Annotated in this window: 13 protein-coding genes; 8 read left to right on the plus strand and 5 right to left on the minus strand. The window is 61.0% G+C overall.

All coding sequences use genetic code 11. From position 1 onward, the window contains the following. The first annotated feature begins 22 nt into the window (after positions 1–22). Positions 23–613 carry a glutathione S-transferase family protein gene (locus phaeop14_RS15580; RefSeq protein ID WP_096790043.1) on the plus strand — a complete coding sequence of 197 codons (591 nt, stop codon included), beginning with the start codon at positions 23–25 and terminating at the stop codon, positions 611–613. Here phaeop14_RS15580 and phaeop14_RS15585 read toward each other — a convergent pair. After that, on the minus strand, positions 586–1,809 hold the full coding sequence (locus phaeop14_RS15585; RefSeq protein ID WP_096790044.1) for a TIGR03862 family flavoprotein: 1,224 nt from the start codon (positions 1,807–1,809) through the stop codon (positions 586–588). The two genes, phaeop14_RS15580 and phaeop14_RS15585, sit on opposite strands and share 28 nt — an antisense overlap. Before the next feature lie 90 nt (positions 1,810–1,899). Here phaeop14_RS15585 and phaeop14_RS15590 point away from each other — a divergent pair, with 90 nt between their 5' ends. Continuing rightward, positions 1,900–2,208 (plus strand): HNH endonuclease, encoded by a 309-nt coding sequence (locus tag phaeop14_RS15590; RefSeq protein WP_082035287.1) that lies wholly within the window; start codon positions 1,900–1,902, stop codon positions 2,206–2,208. Positions 2,209–2,219: 11 nt separating this feature from the next. Here phaeop14_RS15590 and phaeop14_RS15595 read toward each other — a convergent pair whose 3' ends face one another. Further along, on the minus strand, positions 2,220–2,837 hold the full coding sequence (locus tag phaeop14_RS15595; RefSeq protein ID WP_096790045.1) for an enoyl-CoA hydratase/isomerase family protein: 618 nt from the start codon (positions 2,835–2,837) through the stop codon (positions 2,220–2,222). Continuing rightward, positions 2,834–3,583: an SDR family oxidoreductase gene (locus phaeop14_RS15600; RefSeq protein ID WP_040178820.1), complete on the minus strand. Its 750-nt coding sequence runs from the start codon at positions 3,581–3,583 to the stop codon at positions 2,834–2,836. Before phaeop14_RS15600 ends, phaeop14_RS15595 begins: the two co-directional genes overlap by 4 nt. Before the next feature lie 132 nt (positions 3,584–3,715). Between phaeop14_RS15600 and phaeop14_RS15605 the strand changes: the two genes are divergently transcribed. The 5 genes from phaeop14_RS15605 to lpxK all read left to right on the plus strand — a co-directional run bounded on the left by phaeop14_RS15605 (position 3,716) and on the right by lpxK (position 9,716). Continuing rightward, on the plus strand, positions 3,716–5,239 hold the full coding sequence (locus phaeop14_RS15605; RefSeq protein ID WP_040170075.1) for a DUF2125 domain-containing protein: 1,524 nt from the start codon (positions 3,716–3,718) through the stop codon (positions 5,237–5,239). A 122-nt stretch (positions 5,240–5,361) separates the two neighbouring features. Then, positions 5,362–6,708, plus strand: a complete 1,347-nt coding sequence (locus tag phaeop14_RS15610; RefSeq protein WP_096790046.1) for a TldD/PmbA family protein — start codon at positions 5,362–5,364, stop codon at positions 6,706–6,708. Beyond that, positions 6,695–7,498 (plus strand): inositol monophosphatase family protein, encoded by an 804-nt coding sequence (locus phaeop14_RS15615; protein WP_096790047.1) that lies wholly within the window; start codon positions 6,695–6,697, stop codon positions 7,496–7,498. Before phaeop14_RS15610 ends, phaeop14_RS15615 begins: the two co-directional genes overlap by 14 nt. A gap of 30 nt (positions 7,499–7,528) precedes the next feature. Beyond that, a complete protein-coding gene (locus phaeop14_RS15620) occupies positions 7,529–8,725 on the plus strand; it encodes a 3-deoxy-D-manno-octulosonic acid transferase (RefSeq protein ID WP_096790048.1) in 1,197 nt (398 codons plus the stop codon). Then, positions 8,712–9,716: a tetraacyldisaccharide 4'-kinase gene (gene lpxK / locus phaeop14_RS15625; RefSeq protein ID WP_096790049.1), complete on the plus strand. Its 1,005-nt coding sequence runs from the start codon at positions 8,712–8,714 to the stop codon at positions 9,714–9,716. Before phaeop14_RS15620 ends, lpxK begins: the two co-directional genes overlap by 14 nt. Before the next feature lie 83 nt (positions 9,717–9,799). Here the strand turns inward: lpxK and phaeop14_RS15630 are convergent, their stop codons facing one another. Together phaeop14_RS15630 and phaeop14_RS15635 are read right to left on the minus strand one after the other, a co-directional pair. Further along, on the minus strand, positions 9,800–10,471 hold the full coding sequence (locus phaeop14_RS15630) for a DsbA family protein (protein ID WP_040178827.1): 672 nt from the start codon (positions 10,469–10,471) through the stop codon (positions 9,800–9,802). Beyond that, complete coding sequence (locus phaeop14_RS15635) at positions 10,468–10,995, minus strand: DUF721 domain-containing protein (RefSeq protein WP_040170062.1); 528 nt, start codon at positions 10,993–10,995, stop codon at positions 10,468–10,470. Before phaeop14_RS15635 ends, phaeop14_RS15630 begins: the two co-directional genes overlap by 4 nt. A gap of 84 nt (positions 10,996–11,079) precedes the next feature. Between phaeop14_RS15635 and mutY the strand changes: the two genes are divergently transcribed. Next, entirely contained in the window at positions 11,080–12,153 is a 1,074-nt protein-coding gene (gene mutY / locus phaeop14_RS15640) for an A/G-specific adenine glycosylase (protein WP_096790050.1), read from the plus strand. Positions 12,154–12,207 lie beyond the last annotated feature (54 nt).

Consider the following 12,207-nt stretch of genomic DNA (forward strand, 5'->3'; position numbering starts at 1 on the left):
TAAACCGCAGGGAGATTTCACAATGTACACCGTTATTGGCAAGCAACTGACGCGCAGTTATCGTGTTCTTTGGGCGCTTGAGGAACTGGGCCAATCCTATAAGCTGAACCCTGCCCTGCCGCAGAGCGAAGAGGTCGTCGCCCTCAACGCTTCAGGCAAGGTGCCCGTGTTCAAGGATGGTGAGGCGGTGATCACCGATTCGACCGCCATCATCACCTATCTTGCGGATAAACATGGCAAGCTGACCGCCCCCGCGGGCACCATCGCCCGTGCAAAACAGGACGCGATGACAAATCGTCTACTGGATGAGCTGGACGCGGTGTTGTGGACTGGCGCACGTCACAGTTTCATCCTGCCCGAAGATAAGCGCGTGCCCGAGGTGAAAGACAGCCTGAAATGGGAGTTTTCCCGCAATCTGGCGCAGCTGGAAACCTGCATGACAGGCCCGTTTCTGATGGGGGAAGAGTTCACCATTCCCGACATCATCTGCACCCATTGCCTGAACTGGGCCTATAGCGCCAAATTCCCGATCGAGAGCGAGGCCATGCTGGCCTATAGCAAGCGGATGCGCGCGCGTCCCGCGTTTCAGGCGGTTGCGGCCTCGATCACATAGTCGCCCGTCAGATATCGGACTGCTGACCGCCCCGCCCAGCGCCCTGTCGCAAGGCATGCGGTCAGCAAATATCCACCGGTCGGCGCTTCCCAGTCCAGCATTTCTCCGGCGCAGAATACGCCGGGGCGTCTGTGCAGCATTAGTCCGCCATCAACCGCCTCTGCCAGGACACCTCCGGCGGTGGAAATCGCTTCATCCAGCGGCCGCAGCCCCTGATGCCGGATCGGCACTGCCTTCAGCAACTGGGCCAGCGCCGCAGGTTCAGCCGGAAGCGGACGGGCAAATTCCTGTAGGATCGCCAGGCGCGGTGGTGTCAATTTTGTCACCTTTCGCAAATGGGTCGAGAGGCTGGATTTCCCCCGTGGGCGCGCGAGACGCGCGGCAACCTGCTCCTGCGACAGATCCGGCAACAGATCCATATATAGCTCCGCCCCCTCACGCACTGCAGCACAGATCATATAGACACCGCCCCCTTCCAGGCCCTGTCTGGAAATGACCGCCTCGCCCCGCGACCGGGTTGATCCGGCATGCAGGGCAATCCCCTTCAGCGGTGCCCCGAAATGAGGCGCCATGTGATTGGACCAGTGGACGAGCAATCCTGCATTGGCAGGTTGAAACGCCGCCAGTGGCACATTCTCTCCTGCCAGAGTTGCAGCCCATACCCCGTCAGAGCCGAGCCGCGCCCAGCTGGCACCGCCCGTTGCCAACACTGTTGCTCCCGCTTTTATCACACGGGGACCATCCGGGGTTTCAAACTGCAAGGCATCGCCGCTCCAGCCCTGCCAGCGCCAGCGGGTGCGCCGTTCAACACCGTAGCCATCCAGACGGGCCAGCCATGCCCGCAACAGCGGCGAGGCCTTCATTTCGCGGGGAAAGACCCGTCCTGTGGTGCCCGTGAACAGGGTGCTGCCCAGTCCTGTCGCCCAAGCCATCACCTCTGCCGCGTCGCAGTCTGCAATCATCGGCGCAAGCCAGTCCGCAGCCTCGCCGTAGTGGCTAAGCAGGATCTCGCGCGCCTCATCCTTCGTCAGGTTCAGACCGGATTTCCCAGCCATCAGGAACTTTCGTGCAACGGACGGCTTCGCATCAACAACCAGCACGCGGCGACCGGCCGCCCCCAGTTCTTCAGCGGCCCGCAGACCAGCGGGTCCGGCGCCCACGACCACTGCGTCCCAGCTGTCCCGTTGATGTGTCAAATTGACAGTTCCTTACGTACTTATCCTTGCCGATCGCAACCGCCAGCGCATGTCTTACGGTTGAAACAGCCATACTGAGAGACTGCGCCAATGTCACCGTCTGCCGATGTCGATCCGATATGCCCTCTGTGCCAACGGCCTATCCCGACGGACGTCGCCCAAAGCCTGCATCATCTGATCCCCAAGCTGAAGGGCGGCAAGGGCGGACCAACGGTGCTACTGCATCATATCTGTCACAAAGAAATCCATGCAGCCCTCAGCGAGGCGGAACTGGCGCGGTCTTTCAATACCATTGAAGCCCTGCGTCAGCATCCGAGATTGGCGAAATTCATCGCTTGGGTACAAAAACGCCCGCCCTCCTTCCAGTCGCGCGTACCCGGCGGACGGCGCAAACGCTGAAGCGCCGGGCGCTATACGCGGGTGCAATCCGCCAGAATTGCCTGCGCCATCTCCGCCTCCGCCGCGAGGCTATCCACCATCAGGTCCTGCGCCGTCGTCATCAGATCGCCAGCCGCGACAACACGATCGATCAATCCGAAGATATGTGCCTCCTCAGCGGTGATTTTCTGTCCAGCCGCCAGAATCATCTTCGTACGCGCAGGACCGATCAGCGCTGCCATCCGCCGCGCGTCAGAGGGTTGCGGACGATAGCCAAGCTTCATCACCGGGTAAAACACCTTGGCCGTTGGTACGGCGATACGCAAATCGCACGCCAGCGCCATGCCGTTCGCTCCACCCGCCAGAGTACCATTGAGCGCCGCCACCGTCAGACAGGGCAGATCCGCGATGGCACCCGATAGCTGCTCCCACAGGGGGGACGTCGCCAGCCCGGCTCGCGCCGCATCCAGATCTGCTCCAGCGCTGAAGACACGGCCAGCCCCGGTGATGATCAATCCGCGAGCCTCTTGTGCGCGCTCTGCGATATCACAGAGCTGTTCCAGCATCGCCGCAGTCAGCGCATTCGCCTTGTCCGGCCGGTTCAGTGTCACCGTCCACAACCCGTTTTCGGCGATATCAAGGTCGATCATATCAGGCCGACCTGCCTGCGGATGCCCTCATCCCGTAGCGAGATTTCGGTGCCGACCAGATCGTCGGCCGCCTCAGTACACATCCACAGAAGGGCGCGCGCCGGCCACTCCGCCGGGATATGATCAGACCATTCCAGCTGGCTGACAGGATTGACGCCGCTGGCCTTGATCACCCGCTGCATTTCCGTCGCGACGGTGCCCGGCGACAGCCCCATGGCGCGGATGCCATTGGCCCCTTCTTCATGGTGCAGGCTACGGGTCAGCATCGCCGCGGCGGCCTTGGAAGAGCAATAGGCGCTCCAGCCTTCGACGGGATTATGCGCAGCCCCTGAACTGACGGTCAGTACAGTGCCGCTGCCGGCAGCCTTCATCCCGGGCAAAACTGCCCGCATTCCGTTGAAAACCCCGTTCACATTGATATCGATCAGCTGTGCCCAGTCCGCCGGATCAGCAGCCTCAAGCCGGGCAATTGGATCAACCACACCCGCGTTATTGATCAGCACATCGATCCGCCCGAACTGCGCCTCGGTTTTGGCAACGGCCGCCGCTACGGCTGGATAGTCCGCCACATCACAGGCAAAGGTCAGCACGTTTCCGCCGATCTCCTTGGCAAGCGCGGTCAAGCTCTCCTCGCTCCTTGCCAGCAAGGCCAGATTGGCCCCGGCAGCAGCAAACACGCGGGCCGCATCGGCCCCGATCCCCCGGCTTGCACCTGTTATCACAACTGTCTTGCCCTTGATCTCCATAGTATTAATCTCCAAGTCCCTGTTTTGAAATGTGGTAGACTGGTTAGGGGGAACGGTCCAGAGCGATGCCCCCTTGACCCGGTACCTCCTCCGGCCAACCATGGCGCAAAATAGACCACGAAAGGTATACTTATGTCCGTTTTCCTCGCCCGCAGCAGCGGTGTTGCGATTGTTATGGCGTTTTCTGCCCAGGCGGCCCTGGCAGATGTAACGGCAAAAGACGTCTGGTCGGACTGGAAGTCCTACATGACCGCCACCGGTTACACCGTGAACGGCACCGAAACCATGTCCGGCGATACGTTGACCATATCGGATATCTCTATGGCCATACCTGTCATGGAGGAAGATACCAGCGGCACATTTACCCTGCCTGACATCAAATTTGTCGAGAACGGCGATGGCACTGTCAACATCATGCTGCCTGCTGAAATGCCGATCATGTTCAAAATTGACGGTCCCGAAGGCCCCGTCAGTGGCACCGTTCTGTATTCCCACGATGGCAGCCCGATGCTTGTCTCCGGCGACGCGGATGAAATGACCTATGATTACGCCAGCGGCCTGATGAAAATCGCGCTGAAAGATCTGACGGTACCAGACGCCGACGTTCCGAAAGAGGCGATCAAAGTCAGCATGACACTGACGGATGTGGTCACCAAGACCATCATGTCAAATGCAGATAGCCGCACCTACAACCAGACAATGACCAGTGAAACACTGAATTTTGACGCCTCGATCGACGTCCCTGAAGACGGAGGCAGCGGTGCCTTCAAGGGGGCGATGCAGGGGGTGAACTTCACCGGCATCACAACTGTTCCTAACGGGTTGGAAAGCACCGACATGGCGGCACTGCTGCGCGGCGGCTTCAGCGCGGAAGGCACGTTTGACTTTGCCAGTGGCAACAGCGCAATCAATGGTCAGGATGGCGCGGATACATTTGCGCTGGACAGCACTTCTGAAGGCGGAACAATCGCCTTTGACATGGGCCTTGATGGGCTGACCTATGACGTGAAACAGAACCGGACGGAAACCAACATCACCAGTTCTGACCTGCCGTTCCCGCTGGCGCTGTCGATGGCTGAGGCCGGTTTCAAGCTGACCATGCCTGTTGCCAAATCCGACGAGGAACAGGACTTCGCCCTCGGCCTCGTTCTGCGCGATTTTGATGTGCCAGAAATGCTCTGGGGTATGGTGGATCCAACTGGCGCCCTGCCCCACGATCCGGCCACAATCGCACTGGATCTTGCAGGCAAGGCAAAGCTGGCCTTCGACTTCTTTGACCCCGAAGCCATGGCAGAGGTGGAGAACGGCGAACAGGCACCGGGTGAGCTGCACGCGCTGACCGTGAATTCGCTTGAAATCTCCGCCGCCGGGGCAAAGCTGACCGGTACCGGTGATTTTGCCTTCAACAATGACGATCTGAGCACCTTCGACGGCATGCCGGCGCCCTCCGGTGAGGCAAATCTGACTCTCGCGGGCGCCAACACCCTGCTGGACAAGCTGATCGGCATGGGTCTGGTGTCGGATAGCGACGCCATGGGCGCGCGCATGATGATGGGCATGCTGGCAGTACCGGGCGATGGCGAAGATACGCTGACCTCCAAGATCGAGGTGACCGAGGACGGTCAGATCAAGGCAAACGGCCAGCGCATCAAGTAATCGCGACACAAGGCTGATCCCAGATTGGGGCCGCAATTTGCGGCCCCTTTTTTCGTCTGCGCTCTTGCAGCATCTGGCCGCGCTGGCTAGCTCTAGGTGACGTCCAACCCATGTAGGTGCCTATGACCCAGACCCCCGAAAGCCTAAGCCACGCACTCCTTGATGCCGCCCGCAAGGCCGGAGCTGATGCTGCCGATGCAATGGTGGCCGAAGGCAGCTCCCTTTCCATTGAGGTACGTCAAGGCACGCTAGAGCATGCTGAGCGGTCAGAAGGTGTTGATCTGGGATTGCGGGTCTTTGTCGGGCAACGTCAGGCCTGCGTTTCAGCCTCGGACATGCGGGCCGAAACCCTGACCGCCATGGCCGAGCGCGCCGTCGCCATGGCCCGCGAAGCACCCGAAGATCCCTATGCGGGCCTCGCCGAACCGGGGCAACTCGCCCGGGACTGGGATCTGGCGGCACTGGAGTTGTTTGATGCAAGCGCCGAACCGGCACCCGCTGCCCTGCAGGAGGATGCGCTGGCTGCTGAGGCTGCGGGCTTGGCTGTTAGCGGCGTCACACAGGTGCAATCTGCGGCAGCGGGCTACGGTACCCATAAGGTCCATATGGCGGCGACCAACGGATTCTCCGGTGGCTATCAGCGCAGCAGCCGGTCGACCTCCTGCACGGCGATTGCGGGCAGCGGTACAGGAATGGAACGCGACTACGATGGCGACTCCCGTACGTTTCAGGCCGACCTGCGCAGCGCCAAAGATATCGGAACACAGGCCGGAGAGCGGGCAATCGAGCGGCTCGGTGCTCGCAAGCCGGAAACCGGAAGCTATCCGGTGCTGTTTGACGAACGGGTCTCCTCTTCGCTGATCGGCCATCTGCTGGCGGCAGTGAACGGTGCCAGTATCGCCCGTGGCTCCTCCTGGCTGAAGGATGCGCTAGGGGAGCAGATCCTGCCTGCCCACCTCAGCGTGACGGAAGATCCCTTTCGCCCACGCATCGCGGGGTCCCGTCCGTTTGATGGCGAAGGCCTGGCAACGCAACGCCGCGACATTATCGACAATGGAATCCTGACAGGATGGACACTGGACCTTGCCTCGGCGCGCAAACTGAACATGCAAAGCACTGGTAACGCAGCGCGTGGTGTCGGATCAGTGCCCTCGCCATCCCAGTGGAACATCGCTCTGACGCAGGGCAAAGACAGCCGCGCCGATCTGATTTCTGGCATGGGCACCGGCCTGCTGGTGACCTCCATGATCGGATCGACCATAAACCCCAATACCGGCGATTATTCCCGTGGGGCCGCAGGCTTTTGGGTGGAGAATGGCGAAATTGCCTATCCGGTCAACGAATGCACCATTGCTGGCAATCTACGCGACATGCTGCGCAGCATCGTGCCCGCCAATGACGCCCGCAGCCACCTGTCTCGCGTGGTGCCTTCGCTGCTGGTCGAGGGGATGACCCTTGCCGGAAACTGATCTCTCCCTGCTGATCCGCGCGGCCGAGCAGGCAGGCGACATCGCCTGCCGTTACAGCGGTCCAGAGGCGCAGAAATGGGAGAAACCCGGCGGCGCTGGACCGGTGACTGAGGCTGACCTTGCCGTCAACGAGATGCTATCCGACCTGCTGCAAAAGGCGCGACCCGACTATGGCTGGCTGTCGGAGGAAAGCGAAGACACAGCAACGCGCCTTGAACGTGACAGGCTGTTCATTATTGACCCGATCGACGGCACCCGCAGCTTTGCCCAAGGGTCGCGCACCTGGGCCCATTCGCTGGCAATCGCCGAAGAGGGCGACGTCACCGCAGCGGTCATCTATCTGCCCCAGCGTGATCTGATGTATTGTGCGGCGCGCGGACAGGGCGCGACCTGTAATGGCGCAGAAATCCGGGTGTCTGCGCAAGCTGACCTCAACATGGCGAACGTGCTGGCTGCACGACCTGTGCAGGACCCCAACCACTGGCAGAATGGTCAGGTGCCAGGCTTCAATCGCAGCCACCGACCCTCGCTGGCCTACCGTATGGCACGGGTTGCAGATGCAGGTTACGACGCGATGCTCACCCTCCGCCCCAGCTGGGAATGGGATATCGCCGCCGGCGATCTGATCCTGCGTGAGGCTGGCGGGTGTTGCAGTGATCGCTTCGGCGGGGAATTGCGATATAACAACCCGCACCCGACCCTGAACGGTGTCGTCGCCGCGCCGCCGTGCCTGCATGACCAGCTGATCGCCGCGCTCGACCCGCAGAGCCCCGGCCTTCATCCGCTTTGACATGTGCCCCGCAGCAGGACCCCTCTAGCCATGTCGAGACTTTCCGCCGCATCCGAACGTAGTCTCCGCTGGCCGGCCCGGCCGGTGGGTGAGGTGCTATGGGTCCATGCCTCTTCAGCAGAGCGGTATCTGGCGCTTGGCGATCTGGGCAACCGGATGAAATCCCTGCGCCCCGATCTGTCGGTGCTGGTGACATGGAGCCGCAGCATCACCAACCGCCCGCCGGTTGACGGCTACGATCTGGCTGCGGGGCCACCGCCAGATGACAGCCCGGCAGAAGTGCGGATGTTTCTGGATCACTGGCGGCCCGACCTGATGATCTGGTCGGGCGGGGATCTCCGCCGCGGCCTTATGCGCCAGATGAGCGAACGCAACTTGGACAGTCTGCTGGTCGATATTGATGCCAGCGAACTGCCCGACCGCACCAGCCGCTGGTTGCCGGATCAACGGCGCAGGCTGTTTGAACGCTTCACCGAAATCATGACCCCTTCAGATGAGGCACGGGCACAGCTGCTGCGCCTTGGCCTCGCCGCAGACCGGATCCAACGCACGGATCCCTTGCGATTGTCGACCACGCCCCCCGGCTGCAACAGTGATGAACTCACCCATATGCAAGCCACATTGGGCAGCCGCCCTGTCTGGTTTTCGTCACAAACCGAACTTGAGGATTTACCCACAATCCTGGATGCACACCGCAGTGTATTGCGCCTGTTGCACCGCCTGTTACTGGTCGTCGCCATGCGTGATGAGCAAGATTTGGCTGCAGCGCGCGATGCTATCATCAATAGCGGCCTGCAGTTGGCCGATTGGGACAGCGGCGAAGAGCCCGATGAATACACGCAGGTGCTGCTCAGCTCTGCCGAGGACAGTGGCCTGTGGTACCGGCTATCACCGTTGTGTCTGCTCGCAGGTAGCCTGGCGTCGCGCGCGAACGGGCAGAACCCATTGGATGCGGCAGCTCTTGGTTCCGCGGTCCTGCACGGACCGGGTTTGGGTACCTATGGCCCCCTCTATGAGCGCCTGACTGAGGTTGGCGCCGCGCGGAAGGTCGATAACGCCGAGGATCTGGCACAGGGCGTGCTGAGCCTGTCAGCACCAGATCGCGCCGCCGAGATGGCACTGGCAGGCTGGCAGGTCGTCACCGAAGGCGCCAGCATGACCGATCACCTGATGGACCGCGTTCAGGAGCTTCTGGACAAGCGAGAGGACAGATATGAAAGCCCCTGATTTCTGGCACAAACCAGCCGGACAATTCGATATTCGCAAAACCCTGCTGTCCCCGCTGGGCCATATCTATGCCCGTGCTACAGCAAAACGGCTGACTAACGGCACACCGTTAACTGTGGGCGTGCCGGTGATCTGCGTCGGCAATATCAATGCTGGCGGTACCGGCAAAACACCGACAGTTATCTGGTTTCTGGAACGCTTGCGTGACATGGGGCACGAACCGCATGTGGTTACGCGCGGCTATGGTGGCACGCTTGAGGGGCCGGCGCAGGTGGATCCCGGACGCCATCGCGCCAGTCAGGTTGGCGACGAACCGCTGTTGCTGGCCGCCTTTGGTGAGGTCTGGAAAGCAGAGGATCGCGCCGCCGGAGCAAAGGCCGCGGCGGCTGCAGGGGCGACGGTCATCGTCTTGGACGATGGTTTTCAGAACCCGGCGGTGCACAAGGATCTCTCGGTTGTTGTGGTCGATGCTGATAGTGGGTTCGGCAATGGGCATTGCCTGCCCGCCGGCCCCCTGCGCGAACCGGTCACAACGGGGCTGGCCCGTGCTGATCTGGTTTTGTCACTGGGGCAACCCGAGGCGCAGGCCCGGTTCCAGGCAGCATGGCGGAACGCACTGACGGCTTGCCCACATTACACCGGTGTGCTTGAGCCGCTGAAAACCGGCATGCCTTGGGGCGGAACGCCCGTTTTGGCCTTTGCCGGCATTGGTCATCCACAGAAATTTTTCGACACGCTGCGCGAGCTTGGCGCCGATCTGCGCCGTAGCGAAGCCCTGGACGACCACCAGCCGCTTTCCACTGCGCTGATGACCCGACTGGAAACAGAGGCCAAGCTGATTGGCGCGCAAATGGTCACCACCGAGAAGGACGCCGTCCGCCTGCCGGAGAGTTTCCGCAATAAGGTGATCACTCTGCCGGTACGTCTGCAGATCAGCAATGATGAGGCGCTCTTGGCGCGACTTCGCGAGATTGCGCCACCGCCGCCGTAGCCACATCCAGGATCTATATAACGAAAAACCCGCCACGGAGACCGGGCGGGTTTTCTGTGTTTATCCGCTCAGTACGACGGCGGTTAGCCGTCCAGTTCGGCGTCAATCAGTGTCTTGAACGCGTCATACGACTGGTTTTCGATCTTTTTGCCATTCAGAATGAAAGAGGGCGTGGATTCGATCCCATGCTCAGTCGCATTTTCCTGATACCAGCTCACAAGGGTCTGTGCCTTGGTACCGTCCTGCAAACAGGCTTCAAGCTGCTCTTCTTCCAGGCCCGCCAGCCGCCCGATCTTGCGCAGCGCATCGACAATCTCGGTCGCGCCACCGGCACGGGCCCAGTCGGATTGCCCCTTATAGATCAAATCGCTGATCCCAAAGAATTTCTCTGGTCCACCGCAGCGCGCAATCATCGAGGCCCACAGACCATAACGATCGAAATAGACCTCACGGTAGATGAATTTCACCTTCCCGGTGTCGATATAGTCCTGCTTCAGCTGCTTATAGGCGCCCTGATGAAAATTCGCACAATGCGGACAGGTGTAAGACGCGTATTCGATCAGCGTCACTGGCGCATCTTCCGCCCCCTGGACCATTTCCACGATGGTGGAGGTGTCCACCTCGGCCTCTTGTGCGTGGGCCGCTCCGATCAGCGGATTGCTGGGCAAAGACGTGCCGCCCTGCAATGCGGCATAGCCATAGACGCCCGCCGCAACTGCGACGGAGGCAAAGATGCCGGACATCAAACGGGTCATTCGTACCCCTTTCTGAGAGTTTTCTGTTTTGTCAGCACATTGCGCCCAAGCCGTTCCAAGGCTGCGCGCAAATCATCGCTTTCCACCCCGGTCGCAGCCTCGGCTGCTGCCGCAACATCCTGCGGATCAGGCGCCTGCGGTTTGCGAACCTTCGGGGCGTATTTGAAGGAGACCTGCCCCTCGGCAAAACCGGTGGGCGCGGTCTGGGTGATGCGGACCTTGGAAATGGCGTTGTAGCCATAGACCGCATTGACCTTACTGCGCAGAGGTTCCTTTTGCATCTCCAGCATCGGGGCATGGGCACCGGTGGTTAGCAACGTCAATGTCGCACCAAAACCGCCACGCCCATAGTGGACGTTGACGGGCCGCGCGATGGCGGAAATGTCAGGCCCTGCAATCTCTTCCCAATGGGTCAGCAGACGCGACACAGCAAAACCCCGGCTTTCACCGGCCTTGCGAATCTGATCATTCAGAAGCTGCGATGTCCGTTTGAACCCGCGAGATTTTGTCCGTTGCACTGCCATGCCCGTGGTTTTGCTAGACTGCTCGCCCTATTGTAAAGGGCTGCCATGCGAGAACCAGCGAAACCGGGCCACAAAGGATAAAGAATGCGTGACCTCGACAGCCAGAGCCAACCACAAAGCAGCACATTGCTGGAGTGGTACGACCATCACGCCCGCACCCTGCCCTGGCGGATCAGCCCGGCGGACCGTGCAGCTGGGGTCTGGCCGGATCCCTATCGGATCTGGCTAAGCGAGGTGATGCTGCAACAAACAACCGTGGCTGCGGTGAAGGATTATTTTCACCGCTTTACCAGCCGCTGGCCCACAGTCGCAGATCTGGCAGCCGCGCCGGATGCGGATGTGATGGGCGAATGGGCTGGGCTTGGATATTACGCGCGGGCGCGCAATCTCTTGAAATGTGCCCGAGTGGTTGCGCAGGACTATGGCGGCACCTTTCCCGACACTTACGACGGGCTGATCGCCCTGCCGGGCATCGGCCCTTATACGGCGGCGGCGATCTCTGCCATCGCCTTTGACCGGCAGGAAACCGTCTTGGACGGCAATGTCGAACGGGTGATGGCGCGGCTCTACGATGTCCATGTCCCCCTGCCGACCGCCAAACCACAGCTCAAGGAGAAAGCAGCCGCCCTGACCCCGGCAGAGCGACCCGGCGATCATGCTCAGGCCGTGATGGATCTTGGCGCCACGATCTGCACGCCGCGCAATCCCGCCTGCGGCATTTGCCCATGGCGTACGCCCTGCGCGGCCCGCGCGGCGGGAACTGCAACGGAGTTGCCCAAGAAAACCCCAAAGAAACCCAAGCCAACCCGGCTCGGCATTGTCTATCTGGCCCGCAGCGCTGCGGGTGACTGGCTGCTGGAACAGCGCCCGGACAAGGGGCTCCTGGGCGGCATGTTGGGTTGGCCCGGCAGCGACTGGACCGACAGCCCTGACCATCCCACCCCCGCACCACCGTTTGAGGCCGACTGGCAACTTCTAAACGCTGAGGTGCGTCACACCTTCACGCATTTTCACCTTATCCTGCGCGTCATGCTGGCAGAACTGCCTGCGGATTTCGCAGCTGAGGACCATCAGCGCGTGATCGCGCGACATGACTTCAAACCGACGGATCTGCCAACGGTCATGCGCAAGGCCTTTGATTTATGGAAGGGACGCTGATCCCTTCTCTTTTTTCCGGACCACAGGCATAGTCGGCACAAACATCTTCGACAT

This window comes from Phaeobacter piscinae, from assembly GCF_002407245.1.
Taxonomy (GTDB): domain Bacteria; phylum Pseudomonadota; class Alphaproteobacteria; order Rhodobacterales; family Rhodobacteraceae; genus Phaeobacter; species Phaeobacter piscinae.

Bases quoted from the DNA above. Each gene is read 5' to 3' on its own strand.
- phaeop14_RS15580 (WP_096790043.1), top strand. From the start codon at position 23: ATGTACACCGTTATTGGCAAGCAACTGACGCGCAGTTATCGTGTTCTT.
- phaeop14_RS15590 (WP_082035287.1), top strand. From the start codon at position 1,900: ATGTCACCGTCTGCCGATGTCGATCCGATATGCCCTCTGTGCCAACGG.
- phaeop14_RS15595 (WP_096790045.1), bottom strand. From the start codon at position 2,837: ATGATCGACCTTGATATCGCCGAAAACGGGTTGTGGACGGTGACACTG.
- phaeop14_RS15600 (WP_040178820.1), bottom strand. From the start codon at position 3,583: ATGGAGATCAAGGGCAAGACAGTTGTGATAACAGGTGCAAGCCGGGGG.
- phaeop14_RS15605 (WP_040170075.1), top strand. From the start codon at position 3,716: ATGTCCGTTTTCCTCGCCCGCAGCAGCGGTGTTGCGATTGTTATGGCG.
- phaeop14_RS15610 (WP_096790046.1), top strand. From the start codon at position 5,362: ATGACCCAGACCCCCGAAAGCCTAAGCCACGCACTCCTTGATGCCGCC.
- phaeop14_RS15620 (WP_096790048.1), top strand. From the start codon at position 7,529: ATGTCGAGACTTTCCGCCGCATCCGAACGTAGTCTCCGCTGGCCGGCC.
- lpxK (WP_096790049.1), top strand. From the start codon at position 8,712: ATGAAAGCCCCTGATTTCTGGCACAAACCAGCCGGACAATTCGATATT.
- phaeop14_RS15630 (WP_040178827.1), bottom strand. From the start codon at position 10,471: ATGACCCGTTTGATGTCCGGCATCTTTGCCTCCGTCGCAGTTGCGGCG.
- phaeop14_RS15635 (WP_040170062.1), bottom strand. From the start codon at position 10,995: ATGGCAGTGCAACGGACAAAATCTCGCGGGTTCAAACGGACATCGCAG.
- mutY (WP_096790050.1), top strand. From the start codon at position 11,080: ATGCGTGACCTCGACAGCCAGAGCCAACCACAAAGCAGCACATTGCTG.